At 61.3% G+C, this 20,251-nt stretch carries 19 protein-coding genes; 11 read left to right on the top strand and 8 right to left on the bottom strand.

Annotation, left to right across the window (positions count from 1 at the left end; all coding sequences use genetic code 11):
- Positions 1-33: 33 nt before the first annotated feature.
- The 6 genes from SINAC_RS29870 to SINAC_RS29845 form a co-directional block, all read right to left on the bottom strand.
- Positions 34-1,179 carry a PDZ domain-containing protein gene (locus SINAC_RS29870; RefSeq protein WP_015249289.1) on the bottom strand — a complete coding sequence of 382 codons (1,146 nt, stop codon included), beginning with the start codon at positions 1,177-1,179 and terminating at the stop codon, positions 34-36.
- Between the two features lie 52 nt (positions 1,180-1,231).
- Positions 1,232-1,954 carry a hypothetical protein gene (locus tag SINAC_RS29865; RefSeq protein WP_015249288.1) on the bottom strand — a complete coding sequence of 241 codons (723 nt, stop codon included), beginning with the start codon at positions 1,952-1,954 and terminating at the stop codon, positions 1,232-1,234.
- The gene (locus SINAC_RS29860; RefSeq protein ID WP_015249287.1) at positions 1,951-2,526 is read right to left on the bottom strand and encodes an RNA polymerase sigma factor; all 576 of its coding nucleotides are present in this window, start codon (positions 2,524-2,526) and stop codon (positions 1,951-1,953) included. The genes SINAC_RS29865 and SINAC_RS29860 overlap by 4 nt, the downstream gene beginning before the upstream one ends.
- A 159-nt stretch (positions 2,527-2,685) precedes the next feature.
- Positions 2,686-3,597 carry a hypothetical protein gene (locus SINAC_RS29855; protein WP_015249286.1) on the bottom strand — a complete coding sequence of 304 codons (912 nt, stop codon included), beginning with the start codon at positions 3,595-3,597 and terminating at the stop codon, positions 2,686-2,688.
- Between the two features lie 382 nt (positions 3,598-3,979).
- Positions 3,980-4,522, bottom strand: coding sequence for a type 1 glutamine amidotransferase domain-containing protein (locus SINAC_RS29850; protein WP_015249285.1), 543 nt, complete (start codon positions 4,520-4,522; stop codon positions 3,980-3,982).
- A 92-nt stretch (positions 4,523-4,614) separates the two neighbouring features.
- A complete protein-coding gene (locus SINAC_RS29845; RefSeq protein ID WP_015249284.1) occupies positions 4,615-5,649 on the bottom strand; it encodes an NAD-dependent epimerase/dehydratase family protein in 1,035 nt (344 codons plus the stop codon).
- Positions 5,650-6,002: 353 nt separating this feature from the next.
- Between SINAC_RS29845 and SINAC_RS29840 the strand changes: the two genes are divergently transcribed.
- Together SINAC_RS29840 and lspA are read left to right on the top strand one after the other, a co-directional pair.
- Complete coding sequence (locus SINAC_RS29840) at positions 6,003-6,389, top strand: TraR/DksA family transcriptional regulator (protein ID WP_015249283.1); 387 nt, start codon at positions 6,003-6,005, stop codon at positions 6,387-6,389.
- On the top strand, positions 6,386-6,931 hold the full coding sequence (gene lspA, locus SINAC_RS29835) for a signal peptidase II (RefSeq protein ID WP_015249282.1): 546 nt from the start codon (positions 6,386-6,388) through the stop codon (positions 6,929-6,931). Before SINAC_RS29840 ends, lspA begins: the two co-directional genes overlap by 4 nt.
- A gap of 98 nt (positions 6,932-7,029) precedes the next feature.
- On the opposite strand, the gene glnA is transcribed toward lspA, so the two are convergent.
- Entirely contained in the window at positions 7,030-8,442 is a 1,413-nt protein-coding gene (gene glnA, locus SINAC_RS29830; RefSeq protein ID WP_015249281.1) for a type I glutamate--ammonia ligase, read from the bottom strand.
- Between the two features lie 330 nt (positions 8,443-8,772).
- On the opposite strand from glnA, the gene SINAC_RS29825 reads away from it, so the two are divergent.
- Entirely contained in the window at positions 8,773-9,141 is a 369-nt protein-coding gene (locus SINAC_RS29825) for a DNA polymerase ligase N-terminal domain-containing protein (RefSeq protein WP_015249280.1), read from the top strand.
- Here SINAC_RS29825 and SINAC_RS29820 read toward each other — a convergent pair.
- The gene (locus SINAC_RS29820) at positions 9,048-9,848 is read right to left on the bottom strand and encodes a hypothetical protein (protein ID WP_015249279.1); all 801 of its coding nucleotides are present in this window, start codon (positions 9,846-9,848) and stop codon (positions 9,048-9,050) included. The two genes, SINAC_RS29825 and SINAC_RS29820, sit on opposite strands and share 94 nt — an antisense overlap.
- A gap of 324 nt (positions 9,849-10,172) precedes the next feature.
- Here SINAC_RS29820 and SINAC_RS29815 point away from each other — a divergent pair, with 324 nt between their 5' ends.
- From SINAC_RS29815 to SINAC_RS29780, 8 genes are all read left to right on the top strand, one after another.
- On the top strand, positions 10,173-11,030 hold the full coding sequence (locus SINAC_RS29815; RefSeq protein WP_015249278.1) for a response regulator transcription factor: 858 nt from the start codon (positions 10,173-10,175) through the stop codon (positions 11,028-11,030).
- Entirely contained in the window at positions 11,027-11,794 is a 768-nt protein-coding gene (locus SINAC_RS29810) for an ABC transporter ATP-binding protein (RefSeq protein WP_015249277.1), read from the top strand. The genes SINAC_RS29815 and SINAC_RS29810 overlap by 4 nt, the downstream gene beginning before the upstream one ends.
- On the top strand, positions 11,791-13,533 hold the full coding sequence (locus SINAC_RS29805; RefSeq protein WP_015249276.1) for a putative ABC transporter permease subunit: 1,743 nt from the start codon (positions 11,791-11,793) through the stop codon (positions 13,531-13,533). The genes SINAC_RS29810 and SINAC_RS29805 overlap by 4 nt, the downstream gene beginning before the upstream one ends.
- 250 nt (positions 13,534-13,783) lie before the next feature.
- On the top strand, positions 13,784-14,617 hold the full coding sequence (locus tag SINAC_RS29800; RefSeq protein WP_015249275.1) for a menaquinone biosynthetic enzyme MqnA/MqnD family protein: 834 nt from the start codon (positions 13,784-13,786) through the stop codon (positions 14,615-14,617).
- The gene (gene mqnC, locus SINAC_RS29795) at positions 14,577-15,686 is read left to right on the top strand and encodes a cyclic dehypoxanthinyl futalosine synthase (RefSeq protein ID WP_015249274.1); all 1,110 of its coding nucleotides are present in this window, start codon (positions 14,577-14,579) and stop codon (positions 15,684-15,686) included. The genes SINAC_RS29800 and mqnC overlap by 41 nt, the downstream gene beginning before the upstream one ends.
- A gap of 160 nt (positions 15,687-15,846) precedes the next feature.
- Positions 15,847-16,632 (top strand): ATP-binding cassette domain-containing protein, encoded by a 786-nt coding sequence (locus tag SINAC_RS29790; RefSeq protein WP_015249273.1) that lies wholly within the window; start codon positions 15,847-15,849, stop codon positions 16,630-16,632.
- Positions 16,633-16,699: 67 nt separating this feature from the next.
- Positions 16,700-18,907, top strand: coding sequence for an ABC transporter permease subunit/CPBP intramembrane protease (locus tag SINAC_RS29785; protein ID WP_015249272.1), 2,208 nt, complete (start codon positions 16,700-16,702; stop codon positions 18,905-18,907).
- Positions 18,908-18,955: 48 nt separating this feature from the next.
- The gene (locus SINAC_RS29780; RefSeq protein WP_015249271.1) at positions 18,956-20,230 is read left to right on the top strand and encodes an amidohydrolase family protein; all 1,275 of its coding nucleotides are present in this window, start codon (positions 18,956-18,958) and stop codon (positions 20,228-20,230) included.
- Positions 20,231-20,251 lie beyond the last annotated feature (21 nt).

Below are 20,251 nucleotides of genomic sequence, written 5' to 3'. Positions count from 1 at the left end.
CGATTCCCAAACGGCAATCGACGGTCTGGGGAACTAGCGCTCCGCGTGATCCGAATCGGGTTTCGCCTGCAACGCCTTCTGGAGGTTTTCGACTAACCGCCGCAGCTCCTTGACCTCACCTTGGAGCTCGCCGAGTTGCAGTTCCGAAGGGTGTGTCAAGCTGAATGTCTCTGCGATCGGAAGGCTGTGATCAAAGAACATGCCGGAGGGACGCACAGCCCGGACGCTGGGTTCGAGGCCGAGCTCATGGTTTCCTGCATCGGCGTCCGGCTGGATGGTAGGCGTCACCTCGACGGTGATCGTCTTACCGCCTCGGAGGAGTTTGAACGTCAGTGCCTTTCCTGAGGAATTCTGAATTCGGCTGATCAGGTCTTCCGAACCTTTGAGCGGCCGATCGCCGACGGTCAGCAGGATGTCGTACTTTTTGAACCCCGCCTTCTCGGCCGCGCTGTCCGGTTCGACGGCATTGACGAGAAGCCCTTCTTGATCGGGAAGCTTGAGCTGCGCGCGGAGCGTGTCATCGAGCGATTCCACTTGAACGCCGAGCAGGTATCGAGGGCGAGTGGTTTCCACCGGTCCGAAGGTCACGTGATAGATCGGTTTGACCTGGATCGTCATCGGCTTGCCCGACCGGAGGACCTGGAGCGGTACGACTTTCTCGCCTGCCTCCTTGAGTTGCTTGATCAGATCGGCAGGGGTTGCCAACGGCTTGTCGGCCAGGGATGTGAGGATATCGTTGACTTCCAGCCCAACCTGGAAGGCGGGGCCGCCATGTGCCACGGACTTGACGATGAGGCCCTGTCCGCCCGTAAGGCCCAGTTGGGTGCGCAGCGACTCGTCCGCCGGTACGATGCCTGCTCCCAGGTCATTGGGGCGGGGCTCGGAGAGATACCAGTCTCCTCGCAAATTGAAGTGGAAGGGGGGACCAGAAACTTCGACGCCTCTCCTGAGCGGATCCCGGTTCAAGCGGCGCATTCTGTTGGTGAGTTCATCGGTCTGCTTTCTGAGCACCTCTCGCCGCTCACGATTCGATTTCTCGTGGCGACTCACGTTCGTCTCGCGTTGGGCGGGTTCGTCCTGAGACGGCTTGTCGCTCTCCTGCTGGGCCCAGCCCGCGCTGCTCCAGACCAAAGCCGAGCCGAGCGCTGCCAGACCGAAGACATTCCGTAACCCGGTCATCACAGTCTCCTTGTTTGGATCAAAAGAGAATACCGAGCAATCTGATGAAGCCTCAGTAAATGCGATTGCCTACGTAGCGAAGCTCAACCTCATCCACCGGCACCGCCAAACTCTGGCCGTTCTCCAGTTTCATGGAGACGAGCCCGCTGCGTTGTCGGACATGATAGCCCTGCCGTTCCAGCTCTCTGCGGACGGGGTCGGTGAGGACGAGAGGAGCCCCGGCCTTCGATGTTGGGACCTCAAGCTGCGGCCTGAGCGGCGGTTCGGCCTGATCAGGGGCCGGCGGTTCGGCCGACTCTCGGCCTGGATCGGAGTCTCGATTCGGCTCGTCCAAAGACGTGAGAACCTCGGTGGCTCCACCGGTCGGAAGCGGTGCCGCCGTCGGTCGGAAGGTCTGTGTGGCTCCGCCCGCCAGCCAGCCGCATGCGAAGGCAAGCAGGATCCCGGCCGCGAGGATTCCTCTGATTGGAAACCGCCGCGATACCGGTTCTCGGAGTGGTCGAAGAGGGTTCACCGGCCGGTCGAATGGGATCAAAGCATTTGTGACCTGGCCTTGAGAGTTGGAGTCGAGCGTCTCGGTCACGGAGGCCGAGGCCAAGGTCAATGTGCGAGACCAGGTTTGGGCCTCCAGGAAGGCGAGGGCGCATCGCCTCCAACCTCCTGGTTCGGCTTCGAGGAGGGCGAGCAAGCGGCACCGCTCGGTCTCTTCGAGCTCGCCATCGACCAGGCGGTCAATCCAATGGTCGTCAACCTGTTTCTCGTGGGTGAAACTCATCCCGGCCCCTCTTTCCCATCCCGTCTTGCAAGTAACTCACGAAGTCGTCGACGCGCCCGATGAAGGCGAGTTTCCAGGGCGCTCTCCGCGATGCCAAGATGTTCGGCAAGCTGGCGGTAGCTCCAATCCTCGGTGTACTTGAGGAGAAGGATCTCCACGTCGCGGCTCGGGAGGCTCGCCAGCGCGTCCCGGACGTTCTGATCCCGCTCGATGTCGATCAGCCAGTGGAGCGGGTCGGGCGAGGCTCCCTCTTCGGCCGATCCTCCCCCTCGCCTGACAAATCGGTCCAGGAGCTTGAATTGCCGGCCGCGACGGCGGCGGTAGAGCAAGCACTGGCGGATTGCGATCTGACGCAGCCAGGCCCCCACCTTGCTCGATTCGGTGAGAGGTGCGTGCTGCGCAACCGCAGCCAGCGCAACCTCCTGCATCACTTCCTCCACCGCCTGCCGCTCTCCGAGTCGCGAACTGACTGCGATTCGCAGTCGACGATCGTGCTCGGCCAGTGTCGCACCCCAATCGACGGGGATGTCCGCCGGCGCATCAGGAGTGGGTGAAGGTTTGGTCTCCGTCATTGAAAGAATTGTTGCCGCGGACGGAGAAATCTTGCAGGGTTTTGTTTCCCCAATGAAGTGGAAATGGTAACCCACCTTGCACGGGAGACCGGCCGGTCTCCCGTGCAAGGTGGGCTTGATGTTTTCGATTCTGAGGTGAGCGGGGCACCTACACCCGGCTCAGTGGGTCTGCCGGGCTCGCGGTCGTGAGCTGACGCGTTTGGGCATCTTCCGGTGCGTGACGGCGGGGAAGCCGGGAGGTGCATCGGCCTTGAGGGTCAACGTGAAACCGAAGTCGTCATGAGAATCCCCCTTGAACGGGTCGTGCTCTCGCTCCCAGGCGTCGAGGTCCTCGCTCTCCGTCATGAAGATTGCCGTGGAGTGGGCGTCGCGCAAGCCCCCAGCGGAGGCGCTGACGACAAACGTGGCGTGGAGGACATAACGGCCCAGGGGCATCAGTGGTGATTTGACCGGTTCGAGAGGCGTCTCGTACTTATACCCCTTCGGGCCGCCGTTGCAGCCGTTGGGACCTCCGACGCAAACGGTCGGGTAACTGACCGCCAAGGGCGTTGTCGCCCACCCGACGGGCGCGATCGTCGCGCTGGCCAGTCGGACCCCGGCCGAGGCCTTGTGCTTGCTTCGAACGAAGCCAAGCAGATTGCTCTCCAGGGTGAGATAGACCTGGCTGATCGAAGCGTCAGAGCAACTGATTTCGAACTCTTGAACCAGGTGGACCGACTCGGTCGCCGTCGACTCCACACCGATAAACACGTTCGCACCCGCCGCGGCCCCGAGCACCGCCTTCACCTGGTTGTCGCCTGCCTCGACCTCGACCTTTCCATCCCCTTTGGCATCTCCATGGGTGGAAGGAGCAATGTTTTCACATTTGCCGCCTAACGTGAAGGTAAAGGTCGGTGCCTTGGCTTCCGCTTCGGAATCCGTGGAAGGAGGCGAAGGAACCGCATCGTTCGCGTCCGACGGTGCCGGGACGGCCACTGCGGCTGGAGTGAGAGCAGGGGGGGGCGGCGCGAGCTCCGGTGGGGCGGGGGCCAGGCCGAGCCATCCTAGCGCGAGCAAAGCGCTGAAGGTCATTGCAATCTCTCCTCGAATTGGTAAGTGACGTCCAGCAACCCTCGAGCTCGGGACATCCCTGTCCGGGCTACCGAGGCGCCGCTCGGAGACTTTTCGATCAATCGGGAGAACATCCTTCGCCCAGTTCCACCGCAGTGGATCCGTGAATGATGTTGGAGAGCATGGGATCTATCGACGTGAAAAGGGCCTAGACCCCAGAAAATCACAAGAACCCCCAGGTTGCCCTTTTTGCGGGTTGCCCTTTTGTTCGTTACATCTCGCAGAATCAACCAAAATGGATGGCGGTGTGGTAAGGCAGGGGGAAGGGGAAAAGAGAAACGCTGAGGATGAGGTCCTCAGCGTTTCGGGTGGTTACGATTTGGGCGTCGGCGGATCGAACGTGTCAGGCGGTTGCGGGCTTGGCTTCACTGAGGGCGGCGAGGATCCCTTGCATGAAGGCGGGGAGGTCGTCGGGGGTGCGGCTCGTGACGAGGTTACCGTCGCGGACGACGGCGGCATCTTCCCAGACTCCGCCCGCGTTTTCGACGTCGTCGCGGATGGCAAAGAAGCCGGTCACCTTTCGGCCCTTCAGGCATTTCGCCGAGCAGAGCATCCAGGGACCGTGACAGATGGCCGCGAGCACCTTGCCTTGCTGAGCCGCCTGGGTCACCAGGTCGATCATGGATTTATGACGCCTCATGTGATCCGGCGAGTAACCTCCGGGGATGATGATCGCGTCAAAATCGCTTGCTTTGACGTCGCTGGCGGCGACGTCGGATTTGGCGGGGTAGCCATGCTTCGAGGCGTAGGTTTCGCCGGCTTTGGGGCCGACGATCCTGACGTTGCAGCCTGCCTCACGGAGCCGATAGACCGGATACCAGAGCTCCAGGTCCTCGTAAAACTTCTCGACGAGGACGGCGACACGTTTGCCTTGGGTGGAGTTCATGGGGTGCCTTTTTTCCTTCTTTTCCCTTCATTCGGAACGGATACGGGGTGATTGCGAACACGTTGTGTTCCACTCAAGTGATTCTGGGTGAATCAATGAGCAGGAACGGGCGGGGAGGTCGACGCCGTCGTCGGGGCCAGGTCCGCCATCGCCTCGACGAGTCCTTGTTCAGTGGTGAATGCGGGCTTGTAGCCGAGAAGACGCTGGGCCTTGGCGGTAGAGAAGTCGAGGTTCAAGCCGAGGAATTTGTAGCGTGCTTTATTGACCAAGGGGGGTTCCGTCGATTTGAGCCGCTTCGCGCGCCGCTCCATCAGGACGGCCAAGGTCCAGGCGAGCCAGAGCGGGATTTTCTTGCGGGGGGCCCGCAAATGGGCCAATTCGGCCACCTTGCCGACGAATTGGCGTTTGCTGACGCGCGCTCCATCGGTGACGTTGAAGATTTCCCCGATCGCCTGGGGAACTTCAGCCGCGAGAAAGATCCCTTGGACGAGGTTCTTGACGTAGATGCAATTGAGGGCCTGGTTCCCCGAGCCGAAGTAGGCGAACCGCCCCGATTGCAGGGCCTTGATCAGCTTGGGAAGGACCGTCCGATCGCGCGGGCCGTAGATAAAGCCGGGGCGCACGACGCTCAGCGGTAAGGCCTGGTTCCGGACATAACTGAGGGCGAGTTCCTCGGCCTCCACCTTCGATCGCGTGTAGGCATCGAGTGACTCGGCGGCGGTGGGGACCGTTTCGTCAGTTCCGAAGTGGTCGCGGCCTTCGTAGACACCGAGCGAACTCACATGGACGAAGCGCTCAACTTTCGAGGCCACGGCCGCATCGAGCAGGTGCCGGAAGGCGTCGACGTTCAGGCTGCGAAATTCTTCGAGGGTTCCCCAATCGCCCACTTTCGCGGCACAGTTGAAGATCCAGTCCGCGCCGTCGGCCCCGCGCCGCAGGGCCTCCGGGTCGGCGAGGTCGCCGAGAACTTTGTCGACTCCCCACTGATCGAGCCATCGCGTATCGCTCGACGCGCGGACGAGCGCGCGGACCCGGTGGCCCTTACGGATCGCTTCCTCGACCACGTGGCTGCCGACGAGGCCGGTGGCTCCCGTGATGAAGATTGTTTTCGGACTGATCGTGGACATCGCGTTCGTCTCTCGGATCGAGGTCTCGTGCCCCTCGCCATGGCGCGACGAAGGCCGCCGAGACGTAACACTACCCTGCTCGCCGCGATGGTGGCTAGGTCGATCCCGGTTCCGGTCCCAGACTCTTGGCGGGCGTGCGGTTTTGGGCGATCGACGGGGTAAGATCGGGTTTTTCGGGGTGGATTTCCCTGGCTTGGGCGCTGTACGCTGGAAGTATTCTTCCGTTTAGAGGAGGGATGAGGTTTGCACCCGGGGAGCTCCGCCCCGACATTCGTTCGGATTGACAGGAAAGGACGAGAGGCCTAGCATGCTCGTCCTTCCACGCCACCAGTCGCTGCTAAGGTGGGGGATTCATGGCCAGCGTTCTAAAGAGCGATGAAGTCGAGTCGTTCCGGCAGGTCCTGGTCGACCTCCGGGCCAGGCTTCGCGGTGATCTGGACCAGATGACCGACGAAGCCCTGAGACGCGATCAGCCCGACTCGTCGGGCAACCTCTCCAACGTGCCGCTTCATATGGCTGACGTTGGCACCGAGAACTACGACCAGGAGTTCACCCTCGGCCTGATCGAGAATGAACAGGGGACTTTGGAGCAGGTTTACGAAGCCCTCGACCGGATCAACGCCGGCACGTTTGGTCGCTGCCAGGAGTGCGATGAACCCATCGCGAGGCCTCGGCTCCAAGCTTTACCTTACACGCGGCATTGTATTCAGTGCGCTCGCGAGTTGGAGAGTCGCGGATGAATGAATCGGTCGGATGGACCCGCTGGGCCTTGTTCTGGACGATTGCCCTCGGGGGTGCCGCGTTCGACCTGGCGACCAAGGCGATCATCTTCAGTCGCGTTGGTCCCCCCGGGTCTCGGCCAGTTTCGGTGATCCCGAACATCCTCGAGTTGCACACGAGCTTCAATCGCGGTGCCCTCTGGGGATTTGGCCGAAGCCTTCCGAACAGCAGTCTCGTCTTTGCGGGACTCTCGGTGATCGCCGCTCTGGCGATTCTCTACTACCTCTTCGTCTATGGCGGCGCCTCCGACGCTCGGCTTACGGCCGCGCTCGGGCTGATCATGGCGGGGGCGCTGGGCAATTGCTACGACCGCGTTGTGCTGGGGCACGTTCGCGACTTCGCTCATTTTCATGTCGATGCGGTGGGTTTTGATTGCGCGATTTTCAACTTCGCCGACAACATGCTTATCGCCGGGGCGATCGTAATCATGTTCCTCGCAGTGCGCACCGAGCAGCCCGAGCCTCCCAAGGCCAGCCTCGAGCACTCCGTCTCTTCCTCTTGAATTCAAAAAAGGCGGCGTCAACCCTCGGGTTGCTCACGGCACATGGCACATCTTAGGTTGGCTGGGGCCTGGCTTCGGACCCCAGCCAACCGTTTGTGTTAGACATCGTAGTAGAGGTTAAACTCGTAGGGGTGCGGCCGGACGCGGAGCGCCTCGATCTCGTGGGTCTGCTTGTACCAGATCCAGGTGTCGATCACGTCGGAGGTGAAGACGTCGCCCCGGAGCAGGAAGTCATGATCGGCGCGGAGGGCGTTGAGCGACTCCTCGAGCGAACGAGGGACGGTCGGTACGTTGGCAAGTTCTTCGGGTTGAAGATCGTAGATGTCTTTGTCTAATGGATCGCCAGGGCGCATCTTCCCTTGGATGCCGTCGAGCGCCGCCATCAGCATCGCCGAGAACAGCAGGTAGGGGTTGGCCGCGCTATCGGGGCCGCGATATTCGATCCGGCGGCTCTTGGGGCTGGGGCTGTGGATCGGGATCCGGATGACCGCCGCGCGGTTGCGCCGACTGTAGGCGAGTTTCGTCGGCGCCTCGAAGCCTTCGACCAACCGCTTGTAGCTATTGGTCGTCGGGTTCGCGAATGCGGAAAGCGCCGCGGCATGCTTGAGGAGGCCGCCGATGGCGTACATGCCGAGTTCGCTGAGTCCGGCGTAGCCGTTGCCGGCGAGCAGAGGGGTTTCCCCCTTCCAGAGCGAGAAATGCGTGTGCATCCCTGACCCGTTGTCGCCGTAGAGCGGCTTCGGCATGAAGGTCGCGGTCTTGCCGTTGCGTCGGGCGACGTTGCGAATGATGTACTTGGCCAGCATCACCTGATCGGCGCTCTCGACGAGCGACTTGGGGTTCAGGTCGATCTCGCACTGGCCGCCGGTAGCGACCTCGTGGTAGTGGGCCGAGGTTGCAATGCCGCACTCGGCCATGCGCTGGGCCATTTCGGTCCGGAGATCGGCGAGCGTGTCGGTGGGGGGGCAGGGGAAGTATCCGAGTCCCGAGCCTGGCTTATAGCCCAGGTTTGGCCCTTCCGCGCGGCCCCGGTTCCAGATCCCCTCAACGGAGTCGACGTGGTAATACGCCTCGTGCCCGCGTTGGTCGAACCGGACGTCATCGAAGACGAAGAACTCGAGCTCCGGGGCGAGCCGGCAGGTTTCGGCCAGCCCCGTGCTTCTCATGTGGCTGACTGCTTTACGGGCGATGTTTCGCGGGTCTCTCGTATAGTCCTGCTGGGTGATCGGATCCTGGATGTTGCAAACCATCGTCAGGGTCGGCTGCGCGGTGAACGGGTCGATCAGGACCGTCTCGGGCTGCGGGACCACCAAGAGGTCGGCCTCATTGATTGCCCTCCAGCCGACCACGCTTGATCCGTCGAAGCCGATCCCTTCCTCGAACGTCTCCTCGGTCAGGGAATCGGCAGGGATCGAAAAGTGCTGCCAGACCCCCGGGAAGTCCATGAAGCGGAGGTCGACGGTCGTCACCTCACGCTGCCGGATCTGCGCCAAGACCTCTTTCGGTGTCACCGCGATTCGTTCCTTTCCTACCCCGCCATACAAGTCATAAAGGAGAATGGCCTGGCTTCCATCCCCACCTGGCGGAGGCACGATCGTTAAATAGGATGGCGCGTCGCTTGTCCAGAGCCGAAGTTCGTGACCGTGGCGATCAGATCCTCGGAGTCGTGGGAGGCTGCTCTGCAGAGTGTCATCCCAAGTTACCGCAATGTGTCACGCCTCACCAGACCTCGGGCGCGTCGGAAATGATCGACACTTCGGGGGCCTACGTTCCTTTCGGGAACCGCGACGCGGGAACCTACGTCTGATAGAGAATGACAGAGGTGACTCGAGGGGATTCAAATGGGGCGATTCGTGATCCTGGAGCATCGCTGGAATGGGGTCCATTGGGACCTGATGCTCGAGCGGGACGGAGTCTTGCGAACCTGGGCCGTCGCCGAGGCGATCGTCGCGGGGCGCAACCTCCCTGCGCGGGCGCTGGCCGATCATCGACTACACTACCTCGACTACGAAGGGGCGATTTCCGGCGGGCGTGGGGCGGTTCGCCGTATTGATTCCGGAACGTACCAATCGAGTCTCTGGACGTCCGAAACAGTTCGGTTTCAACTGGAGGGGGCTCAGGTCGCCGGGGCGGCGGTCTTGTTCAGAATCGAGAGCGGATTGGCCGACGAACCCTTCTCCTGGTTCTTCCGCCTCGGGAACCTTGATTGAAGAACCTTGCGAGTGGGCAGGATCGGAGCGTCGACCACCCCCTTGGCACGATTCGAGCGTCCCGCGAGCCGGATTTCTCCTTCGCGGATCTGAACCTGCTCGAGGAGGACGTCCTCCCGCTCGGAGTGAGGTTTGTAGCGCACGGTCAAAACGGGGAGTTGATCGACCAGTTCTCGATGGACGTCCAGGCCTTGAGCGCGGGCATGGTTGACGATCCGATCGATCACCTGTTCGGAGGGGACGGGCAAAACTCCCGCCCTGATCTTCTCAAACGTCAGTTCGAGCACGTTGGGCTTAGGGATCCGCGGTCGCGCCACAACCCAGACGACCGAACGGACAGGCCCCTGGTCGAGTTCGAAGGCGAGCGTGATTCGGTCGAGTCCGAAGACAATCCGGGGCTCGTGGACCTCGGGAGGAAGTTGATCGGCGAACTCGGTCACCAAGTCCTTGGCGAGCCAGGCGTTCACCTCCTGGTCGGTGAAGATCGCCTCCCAGGTCGGTTCATTGATGATGTCATTGCGAAGCTGGAGACTCTGGGTCACGAACCGCCGGGCCTCGGCTTCCTGCCGTTCGCGCGGGACCTGAACCATGGCCCGATAGAAATGAGGCCGATGGGTCAACGAAATCCAGATCATCCCCGGCATGGCGACCAGGGCCAGAATGATCAGGAGGCCGATAATGAGCGCTCGCTTTCCCGGCTTACGCATGACGCGACCTAACTTCCTGAGGTAAGAAGGGGGGAAGGGGTCGAATAAACAGTGGGAGCGAAGTCGTGCGGTCGATCGAATCGGTGCGAGAAGCCTGATTCTTATTCCATGCCAAGGGAGAAGTATCGGCCGCGAAGAATACGCCTGGGCATTCTTCGAGTCAACCCGAAGTCTCGTCAACCTCCAGGCTCGGAATTCATTGAAAAAAAGGATCGAACTTCTTGGGCCTCGACCTTCAATCTTGCCTCGCGAATCAAGTCACTATTCGTGGGTTCGCCCCTACAATATAGTGAACTTGAGAAGCCAGGATGGAGCGTCCCCACCATGCCCTCTCGCCTCGTCTGTATCGCTATCTTGCTCTACTGGGTGGTTGGAGCGTCGAGCCTGATCCGGCGCGACGTCCTGCCTGAGTTGGGCTTCGTCAGGCCCCCCGACCTCCGAACGATCGCTAGTGCCGAGGAGAATGCCGAGCCGTCGAGCTGGTCGGTTGAGGTGATCGACAACCCCCTGGCTCCCGAGATCCGGCGGATCGTCGGGACGGCCACGACCGAGTCGAGCCGGAATCCGCAGGGCGGGTTTGAAATGTCGAGCACCGTGTCGTTCAATGCGGGAGGGCTCCTCAGGGGAACACCCCTCTCGAGCAATTCCGATGCTCGGCTCGACGTGGTGAGTCGGTATCAGATCGACCCTGCCGGCAACCTTCAATCCTTTACGGCCTCGGTGCGTTCGGACGGTGACCCGGAAGACCTGCTCACCGTCACGGGAACACGCGACAGGCGAGCGCTCAAGGTGGTCTGCCAAGGGCAACTCCCGATTTTCAATCAGACGCGCACGCTTGTTTACGAGCCTCGGAGCCTGGTCCAGAACGCGCTGGGTCCGTTTGATCGGCTGCCGGGACTGCAAGTCGGCCAGAAATGGGAAACGCAGATGGTCAGTCCATTCACCGGGAGGATCGAGACGGTCCGGGTGGATGTGGCGCGACGCTGTGTGATCCACTGGGACAATAGCCCGGTGACCGTTCTGGAAGTGGTTCATCACGTGACTCCCCTCTCAGCCAGGACCTGGGTTCGTCCGGATGGCCTGGTGGTTCGTCAGGAAGTCCCGTTCCCGTTTGTGAAACTGGTTCTGGAGCGAATCCCGAGTCGCCGGACTCCCTCAGGCCTTGAGGTCCCAGGACGATGATCGAACTTCGTGGCGTGACGAAGATGTTCGGGCCGAAGAAGGCCGTGGATCAACTCGACCTGACCGTCCGTGCAGGCGAATTATTCGCCTTCCTCGGACCGAACGGAGCCGGCAAGACCACCACGATCAAGATGGTCTGCGGCCTGTTGGCACCGACCGCGGGTATCGTGCGGGTCGGTGGCTATCTCGCGGCCAGTCAGGAGGCTCGTCAACTTCTCGCCTATGTCCCCGACCAGCCCTACCTCTACGAAAAACTGACCGGCCGGGAATTCCTCCGCTTCGTGGTCGAGATGTACGGCCTGGAGCGGCGACAGGCCGACGCGCGGCTCGCCGAACTGATCGAGACGTTCGAGATGAACGACTTCGTGGATGAGCTTTGCGAGAACTACTCGCAAGGGATGAAGCAGCGTGTCGTCTTCGCGTCGGCCTTGGTTCATAATCCCAAGGTCCTGATCGTCGATGAGCCGCTGGTCGGTCTCGACCCCCGCAGCGCTCGGATCGTCAAAGACCTTTTCGTCGCCCAGGCCCGCTCGGGCGTGGCCGTGCTCATGTCCACTCACCTCCTCTCCATCGCCGAGGAACTGGCCGACACGATCGGGATCGTCGACCACGGCCGGCTGCTCGCCCGAGGAACCCTCGCCGAGCTCCGCGAACAATTCCAGTCGCGCGCTCCGCTCGAAGACCTGTTCCTGAATCTGACCGGAGGGAACCGCCCACTCGCGAACGGCCGGGTGATGGTCCCCAACGGAGCACCGACCCTATGAACGGTTCGAACGAGGTGGCGATCAGCCTGCCGACGGCCGGACAAGTTGCTCGAGCCTTTCGCAGTCATCGCGGTCGTCTGATCAAGAACACCGTTCGCTCCCTCCTCTCCGGTTCGCTGCTGCGCTGTCTGATGGTTCTCGCCTGTAGTGCGGTTTTCTGGACCGTGCTATTCGGGATTTTTTTTGAAGGGTTCATGTTTGTTGGAATGTACGTTGATTTGAAAAATACGATCATCGAGCATCTCTTTAGCATGTTTTTTCTGTCGCTCTTGATCATGCTTTTCGTGTCGACGGGAATCATCGTTTATGCGGGGCTCTTTCAGTCGCGGGAGGCTGCGTTCCTCCTGACGACGCCCGCCTCGACCGACCGGATTTTCGTCTACAAATTCTTTGAGGCGATCGTTTTTTCGAGTTGGGGTTTTCTGCTGCTGGTCAGTCCGATGATGGTGGCCTTCGGGATCACCGTGATTGCCAAGTGGTCGTTCTACGCGATCTTCCTGGTCTATCTCCTGTCGTTCGTCATGATTCCGGGGAGTCTGGGGGCGGTGGCGGCCATCCTGGTCGCCAACTTCTTCCCGAGAAGGCAGAAGACCGTGCTCATTCTGGGCGGGGGCCTGATCTTGATCGGGGCGGCCTTCGTGGTTACCCAGATCACGACAACGCCCGGCTCGGCCCTTTCGACCGACTGGCTGGGCGGACTGCTCGGGCGCCTGGCGTTTAGCCAACACCCGCTCCTTCCCAGTCGCTGGATGTCGGCGGGCTTGCTGGCCTCGGCGCGGGGGAATTGGTCCGACGGTCTCTTTTACCTGATGGTGCTCACCGCCCACGCGGGCCTGTTCTACCTGGTGGCGACTGTGGTCGCCCGCGACCTCTACCGCCAGGGCTACAGCCGGGTCCAAGGGGGGCGGTCGTCGCGACGGCGATCGGGCCTCTACTGGATCGATGCGCTCTTCCACCGCCTCTTTTTCTTCATCCCCCACCCGGTCCGGCTTCTCATTCTGAAAGATTTGCGGACCTTCCGCCGTGACCCGGCCCAGTGGTCGCAATTCCTGATCTTCTTCGGTCTCCTGGCGTTCTACTTCCTGAACATTCGCCGACTGAGCTACGACGTCCAGAGCCCTTACTGGCGAAACCTCGTCAGCTTCCTGAACCTCGCCGTGACCGCCCTGATCCTCTCGACGTTCACGAGTCGGTTCATCTTCCCCCTCCTCTCCCTCGAAGGACGAAACTTCTGGGTCCTGGGCTTGCTCCCTCTGAAGCGGGAGGCGATCCTCTGGGGAAAGTTCGCGTTTGCCTCGGGGATCTCCCTGGTGGCGACCGAAGTCCTGGTCGTCCTGAGCGACCTAATGCTGCGCATGAGCACGGCTATGATCGCGCTCCACATGGGGATGGTCGCGATCCTCTGCTTGGGACTCTCCGGGATTAGCGTCGGCCTTGGCGCACGCTTGCCCAACCTCAAAGAAACGGATCCCTCGAAGATCGCCGCCGGTTTCGGGGGAACCTTGAACCTGCTCGTCAGCCTGGTCTTCATCTCCGCGATCGTGACTGCCTTGGCCTTGCCCTGCCACCTCTACTTTGCGGGCCAAGATGCCAGTGAATTTCGTACCTTCGTCCTCTCGGAAGAACGGTTCCGGTTCTGGATGGCCATCGCCGTGGTCACGAGCCTGGTGATTGGCGCGGTCGGCACCTTCCTGCCGCTCAGGATCGGGATCAAAGCCTTCAAACGAATGGAATTCTGATTGAATCAGTGAATGTTGTTGAAAATTTGGCGTTAACGTTGCGGTAGGGCGTTGGGCGAGTCGTAGTTTCGTGTGGGATTTGGAGGCGGAAACTGCGAGGGCCATTGGGTTCTTAGTTAGCCCGGCCCCACAATCGGGGTTGCGACGGACTTGCCTCGGTCTATAATTTCAATAGCTTCTGAAAATCCGACCGAGTGATGTTAAGGGCCGCGATGGAACCGCGGTTCTGGTGGGAGAGGAGGGGAGTGCAATGTCGGCTCCGGTACGCGTCGGGGTGGTGAGCTATCTCAACGCGAAGCCTCTCTACTATCGGTTGGATGAAGCGTCTCCCAATGTGCAGGTCGAGCAGGATCTGCCGAGCCGACTGGCGGACCGTCTGCGGCTGGGTGAACTGGATATTGCCTTGATTCCGTCGGTCGAGTATTTCCGGGGGGCTGGTACCGGCCTGGGTTACGAAGTGCTCCCCGGGTTTGCAATTGCGGCGCGGGGGCCGGTCCGGAGCGTCAAGCTGTTTAGTCGGGTTCCGTTCGGCCAGATCAAGCGGCTTGCGCTCGATGCCGGCTCGCGCACGAGCCAGGCGTTGACTCGGGTCTGGCTCGATGCCGCGCATGGTGTTCGGCCCAGCCGAATCGAGCTCTTGCCGATGGGTCTGCCGGTGCTGGAGAGCACCGCCGATGCCGTGCTCGTGATTGGCGACCGGGCGATGACCGTCCCGGATGCGCCGTTCCATGAGGTCGTCGACCTGGCTGAAGCCTGGAATGAGATGACCGGTCTGCCGTTTGTGTTCGCTCTTTGGGTCGCGCGGTCGGGGGCCGACCTGGGCGACCTGCCGGAGACCCTCGCCCGGTGTCGGACGGCCGGTCTGACTCACGCGAGCGAACTGGCGTCTGAACATGGCCCGAGGCTCGGCCTCGACGTGGCGACGTGTTACGATTACCTCACCCGTGTGCTCTCCTATGACCTGGGTGAGCCGGAGCTTGCCGGTCTCCGTCGATTCGCCCAGATGGCGACGCAGTTGGGCCTGATTCCCCGAGGAGCTGATCTTGTCTTCCACCGTCCCAGCGATCTTGCAGCACGTGGTTGAGGGAGGCCGCCTGTCGTTCGAAGATGGAGTCACGCTGCTCCGCTCGGCCGATCTTCTCGCCCTGGGCCGCGCCGCTGACGCCGTCTGCAAGAGGCTCCATCCCGAGCCCTACCGAACGTACAACATCGATCGGAATATCAACTATACCAACGTTTGTACGGCGGTTTGCGACTTCTGTGCCTTTTACCGCAAGGTGGGCGATACCGAGGCGTATGTCCTCGATCGCCCCGTCTTGCTGGAAAAGATCCGCGAGACCGTCGCGCTCGGAGGCGATCAGATCCTGATGCAAGGGGGGCTCCATCCCCACTTGAGCATGGAGTGGTACGAAGACCTCCTCACGGAGATCAAGACGAATTTCCCACAGGTCAATATTCACGGGTTCAGCCCGCCCGAGATTCACCACTTCACCAAGGTTGCGAAGCTCCCGCTTCGCACGGTGCTCGAACGGCTCAAAAAGGCGGGCCTGGGGAGTCTCCCGGGGGGAGGCGGTGAGATTCTCGTCGATCGGGTCCGCAAGGCGATGACTCGCGGCAAGGTCATGACCGACGACTGGTTAAACGTTCATCGGGTCTGGCACGAACTCGGCGGTCGCTCGACGGCTACCATGATGTTCGGGCACATTGAGACTCTCGAGGAGCGGATTGAGCATCTCGAGCGTGTCCGCCAGTTGCAGGATGAGACCGGTGGCCTCACGGCGTTCATCTCGTGGACGTTCCAGCCCGAGCATACCGACATGGCTGACGTTCCCGCCTCGGGGGCGTTCGAGTACCTGCGGACTCAGGCCGTTTCGAGGCTCTACCTCGACAACGTGCCCAACATCCAGTCGTCCTGGGTGACTCAAGGGCCGAAAATCGGCCAACTCGCCCTCTACTTCGGCGCCAATGACATGGGCAGCCTGATGATCGAGGAGAATGTCGTCGCCTCGGCGGGGACCGTCTATTATCTTTCCCTCGATGAAATCAAGCGTGCGATTCGCGAAGCCGGCTACGTCCCCCGGCAACGGAATGTTTATTACGAATATATCGATGCCGAAGAGCGAGCGGAGCCGGCACTCCTGACCGTTCTCTGAGCGCCGGCGAGGAACGGAGAGGGACTTCGATCCGGGGGCTTGCGTGCTCGACGCTGGCGCTTGATGATGGAACCCGGTAACGCGGGATCGGGCTGTTCCCTCTGCGTTCGTTCTGGGCGAGAGTCATTCGCCTTCGCCACTTCTTTCCTCGAGTGCTCGTGTGATCAAGGTCGAGAATCTCACAAAATCCTTCCTCGACTATCAGCGAGGCTGGGTTTCGGCCGTTGGCGGCATCAGCTTCGAGTGCCACCCTGGAGCCATCTTCGGCTTGCTCGGTCCCAATGGCGCTGGCAAAACGACCACGCTGCGGATCCTGAGCACAGTGCTCAAGCCGACGAGTGGTCGAGCGGTGGTGGCCGGTTACGACGTGATGACCGACCCCGAGGCGGTCCGGCAAAATATCGGGTACATGTCGGCGAGCACCGGGATCTATGACCGGATGTCAGCCTGGGAACTCGTCGAATACTTCGGCAGGCTCTACGGCCTCACGCCCGCTCGGCTTCGCGACCGGATGGAGACGATCTTCGACTGGCTCCAGATGAACGACTTCCGCGACATCCTGGGGTCGAAAATGTCGACCGGGATGAAGCAGAAGGTCTCGATCGCCCGGACGATCGTCCACGACCCGCCGGTCCTGATCTTCGATGAGCCGACCTCGGGACTCGACGTTCTGGTGGCTCGTGCCGTTCTCCAGAAGATCGCCGAGCTGCGCGACCAGGGTAAGACGATCGTCTTCTCGACCCACTCGATGCATGAGGTCGAAAAGCTTTGTTCGCGGGTCGCGATTATCCACAAAGGAAGAGTGCAGGCCGAAGGGGAGCCGCTTGAACTGCTCGCTCGGTACGAGCAGCCGGACCTCGAGGAACTTTTCTTCTTCCTGGTCGAGAATGCCAAGGGTGTCGAGCACGAACCGATCGTGAAGACCTCGACATCGTGGGATGAGTGACTTCGATGCGGTTGGTCCGAGTGGGCGTCGACCTTCGCGATCTGGTTCTCGACGAGATTTAAGTCCAATGCGCTGGTCGAATGTGTTCGTGATTTTTCGCCGCGAAGTTCGCGACCAGGTGCGTGACCGGCGTACGCTGTTCATGATCTTCGTCCTGCCGATCCTCCTTTACCCGATCCTCGGGATTTCGGTTGTGAAATTCACGGAGGCCTTCGCGCAGAAGCCGCGGACGGCTCTTGTGATCGGTTCGGAGTTTTTGCCGACGGTCATTCCCCTCCTGAATGCCGAGAAAAACGGATTCGACGTTTCGCTTTTCGACTCGCCCGACGAGGCCACCAAGCTCCTGGTCCGGGCCGAGCCGGCGAAGCCCCCCTGGCTCGATGAGTCGGTCCGCGAGCGGGCGATTCGCCAGCGCGATGCCGAGGCCGTCGTCGTCATCCCTCCCGACTTCATCGATCGCCTCGGGAAGGCGGAGAGCTCGGAGTCCGTCGAAACCCCGATCCTCTACGACAGCACGGACGAACCGAGCCAGATCACAAACCTCCGGGTCAAAGAGGTCCTTTCCCGCTGGAAGAAAAAGATCGTGTCGGCCCGGCTTCAGCGCGACCAGAAGCCGGCGAGCTATACCGAGCCGATCGCGATCAAGTCGGTCGATATTGCGACCGAGTCGGAAGTTGGCGGGAGCGTTTGGTCGCGTCTTTTCCCTTTCCTGCTGGTCATGATGTCGCTAACCGGGGCGTTCTACCCGGCGATTGACCTTTGCGCAGGCGAGAAAGAACGGGGCACGATGGAGACGCTCCTGATCAGCCCTGCCTCACGCGCTGAGATCGTGATGGGCAAGTTTTTCACGGTCGTCCTGGCGAGCATGATGACCGCGCTCTTGAACCTGGTCAGCATGGGGTTAACGGGCATCCAGCTTGCCAATCAGGTGAGCGGCATGGCGGGAGGGGGCGTTGGTGCCGGCCATCGCCGGCTCTCGTCGGTGATTGCTCCCCCTACGTTTACCTCCGCGTTCTGGATGCTTCTGATTCTGATCCCCCTGTCTGTTTTCTTCAGCGCGATCTGCCTGTCCCTGGCGGTTCTGGCCAAGAGCATGAAGGAGGGGCAGTATTACATGACGCCCCTCTACCTGGTCTGCCTGCCTTTGATCTTCCTGACGCTCGCGCCTGGGATCGAACTCAACCTGTTCTATAGCCTGGTGCCGGTGACCGGAGTTTCGCTGCTGCTGCGTGCCCTGATCCTTGGCGACTACGACAACGCCTGGCGGTTCTTCCTGCCGGTGTTGGTCCCGACCATCGTGTACGGTGGTATCGCCCTGCGCTGGGCAATCGACCAGTTTCAGCGTGAGGACGTCCTGTTCCGCGAGGCCGAGCGGTTCGAGCTCAAGAGCTGGATCCGCCACCTGATCCGGGACAGAGGACCGATTCCCACCGGGGGTGAAGCGCTCCTCTGCTTCGCTCTCATGCTGACCTCGGCCTGGTTCTTGATTCAGTACCTCGCGGGGATGGGGCTGGGCAGTTCGACTGCCATCATGGCGGCCGGTCAGGTGGCGTTCATTCTGACTCCTCCTCTGGCAATGACCTTTTTGCTCACCTCGTCGCCACGTCGAACGCTCCGTCTCTATCGGCCCAAGCCGCGTTATCTGCTCCTCGCGATCGGCCTCGCCTTCACGCTGAACCCGTTGATCAATGAGCTGCGCCCGGTCGTCGAGCGGCTCTTCCCGGTCTCGCCATTGATCAAGGCAGCCCTCGAACAGATGATGTCCAAGGTGCCGAGCCTGGGCGCGACCCTCTTGCTCTTCGCCGTCATTCCGGCGATCTGTGAAGAACTTGCGTTTCGCGGGTTCATTCTGGCCGGCCTCGAGTCCGGGCATAGCGAGCGTTCATCGATCTTGCTCCAGGCCTTGTTGTTCGGGTTTCTTCACGTTCTGCTGAGTCTCTTCCAGCAACTCTTTAACGCGACGCTGCTGGGGATTGTCCTGGGGCTTCTCGCGGTTCGCAGCGGGAGTATCGTGCCCGGGATTGTGTTTCATATGCTCAATAATGGGATGGCGATTCTACTCAGCTCCTGGATCAGCCAGCCTTCCGCTCAGGGAATCGCAGCCTGGGTTTACCGCGAGCCCAAGGAAGGACTCTTCCACTATTGGATTGTCGTGGTGGGTGGGATTGCTTCGGTTTACCTGCTCGCGCTCTTGAAACGTGGAGGTGAGCAAGGCAAGCTGAAGCCGCGTTTGGGCGAGGCCGATTCGCTCGAAGCCTTGCATTCTTTGAACTGAGTATGGACCGGTTTCAATCTCTTCTTTTCGTGTGGTCCAGGTTCACGAATGAAATCGTCTTCGTTGACTTTGTCGGCTCGCTTCGTGTTCCCGGTCGAAGGACCGCCGATCGCTGATGGATGTCTCACGATCCAGGATGGCCGGATTGCCTGGGTCGGATCTGCACGAGAACGAGTTGCCGACCTTGACTTGGGGAACGTCGCGATCGTTCCCGGCTTCGTCAACGCACATACCCATCTCGAACTCTCCGCGCTCGAGGGCCCGAACCATGCCACCGAGGAGCCGGAGCCGGTTGAGGACGAGGTGAACTGGTTGCATCGTGTGGTGGAGCAGCGAAGGAGCGGATTACCGGGTGTGCTCCAAGACGCGGTCGGTCGAAACGTGGAGGCGAGTATACGGGCGGGGACGACGTCGTTGGCCGACACGACGACGGCTGGCCTAAGCTGGGACCAAGTGGCCGAGGCTCCGTTGCGGGCGGTCGTCTTTGCCGAGTTGATCGGCCTGAAGCGGGCTCGCGGACTTCAGACCAGCGCCGAGGCCTGGGATTGGATCGGCTCGATTCGTCCTGAAGCGCAGGTGATCGCGAACGCCCGTCCCGGCCTGAGTCCCCACGCGCCCTACTCGACCGCGGGCTGGCTTTATCACAAGGCCGCCGCGAGCCGCCTCCCGCTTTCGACACATCTGGCCGAGATGCCCGAAGAACTCGAATTGTTGGAGCGTGGCAGCGGTGCGCTTCGGACTTTCCTCGAGACGTTAGGGGCGTGGGACGAAGAGTGGGAACCCATCAGTCCGCGTCCTGCCGATTACGTCCGCCGGGGTGAACTCCGTAATGCCGACTGGCTGATCGCGCACGGGACCTATCTCGAGCCGTCCGAATTCTGGCAATTTCGACCGGAGGCGGCCCCGAATAATCACCGGGTGGCGATCGCCTTTTGCCCACGAACTCACGCACGCTTCGGCCATGCTCCTCATCCCTATCGGGCCATGCTCGAACGGGGCGTCGTGGTCTGCTTGGGGACGGACAGCCTGGCCTCCAGCCCCACGCTGAGCGTGCTCGACGAGATCCGTTTTCTTCATCGCCGTGACGACTCGCTCAACGGACCTCTCTTGCTGACGATGGGGACGCTCTTCGGAGCCTGGGCGCTCCGCGCTGAGACGACAACAGGGAGCCTCAAGGTTGGCAAATCCGCAGACCTCGCCGTGATCGATCTGCCCGACCGAGAGGACCCCGATCCTCATCATCTCCTGCTCGAATCCGACTTGCCCGTGGCAGCCACCATGTTCGAAGGAAAGTTCGTGAGTGGGGCCTGGAACCATTTCTGAACAGACAGGGCCAACGAGCTT

Source organism: Singulisphaera acidiphila DSM 18658 (assembly GCF_000242455.2).
In the GTDB taxonomy this organism is placed as follows: domain Bacteria; phylum Planctomycetota; class Planctomycetia; order Isosphaerales; family Isosphaeraceae; genus Singulisphaera; species Singulisphaera acidiphila.
The sequence above is the reverse complement of the archived record's forward strand: the minus strand, read 5'-3'. Positions and strand labels throughout refer to the sequence as shown.

What these genes read in the sequence shown, in the direction of transcription:
- SINAC_RS29840 (WP_015249283.1), top strand. Translation starts at nt 6,003, where the DNA reads ATGGCCAGCGTTCTAAAGAGCGATGAAGTCGAGTCGTTCCGGCAGGTC.
- SINAC_RS29855 (WP_015249286.1), bottom strand. Translation starts at nt 3,597, where the DNA reads ATGACCTTCAGCGCTTTGCTCGCGCTAGGATGGCTCGGCCTGGCCCCC.
- SINAC_RS29780 (WP_015249271.1), top strand. Translation starts at nt 18,956, where the DNA reads ATGAAATCGTCTTCGTTGACTTTGTCGGCTCGCTTCGTGTTCCCGGTC.
- SINAC_RS29845 (WP_015249284.1), bottom strand. Translation starts at nt 5,649, where the DNA reads ATGTCCACGATCAGTCCGAAAACAATCTTCATCACGGGAGCCACCGGC.
- SINAC_RS29810 (WP_015249277.1), top strand. Translation starts at nt 11,027, where the DNA reads ATGATCGAACTTCGTGGCGTGACGAAGATGTTCGGGCCGAAGAAGGCC.
- SINAC_RS29870 (WP_015249289.1), bottom strand. Translation starts at nt 1,179, where the DNA reads ATGACCGGGTTACGGAATGTCTTCGGTCTGGCAGCGCTCGGCTCGGCT.
- SINAC_RS29825 (WP_015249280.1), top strand. Translation starts at nt 8,773, where the DNA reads ATGGGGCGATTCGTGATCCTGGAGCATCGCTGGAATGGGGTCCATTGG.
- SINAC_RS29785 (WP_015249272.1), top strand. Translation starts at nt 16,700, where the DNA reads ATGCGCTGGTCGAATGTGTTCGTGATTTTTCGCCGCGAAGTTCGCGAC.
- SINAC_RS29850 (WP_015249285.1), bottom strand. Translation starts at nt 4,522, where the DNA reads ATGAACTCCACCCAAGGCAAACGTGTCGCCGTCCTCGTCGAGAAGTTT.
- SINAC_RS29860 (WP_015249287.1), bottom strand. Translation starts at nt 2,526, where the DNA reads ATGACGGAGACCAAACCTTCACCCACTCCTGATGCGCCGGCGGACATC.
- SINAC_RS29815 (WP_015249278.1), top strand. Translation starts at nt 10,173, where the DNA reads ATGCCCTCTCGCCTCGTCTGTATCGCTATCTTGCTCTACTGGGTGGTT.
- lspA (WP_015249282.1), top strand. Translation starts at nt 6,386, where the DNA reads ATGAATGAATCGGTCGGATGGACCCGCTGGGCCTTGTTCTGGACGATT.
- SINAC_RS29865 (WP_015249288.1), bottom strand. Translation starts at nt 1,954, where the DNA reads ATGAGTTTCACCCACGAGAAACAGGTTGACGACCATTGGATTGACCGC.
- SINAC_RS29800 (WP_015249275.1), top strand. Translation starts at nt 13,784, where the DNA reads ATGTCGGCTCCGGTACGCGTCGGGGTGGTGAGCTATCTCAACGCGAAG.
- SINAC_RS29805 (WP_015249276.1), top strand. Translation starts at nt 11,791, where the DNA reads ATGAACGGTTCGAACGAGGTGGCGATCAGCCTGCCGACGGCCGGACAA.
- SINAC_RS29820 (WP_015249279.1), bottom strand. Translation starts at nt 9,848, where the DNA reads ATGCGTAAGCCGGGAAAGCGAGCGCTCATTATCGGCCTCCTGATCATT.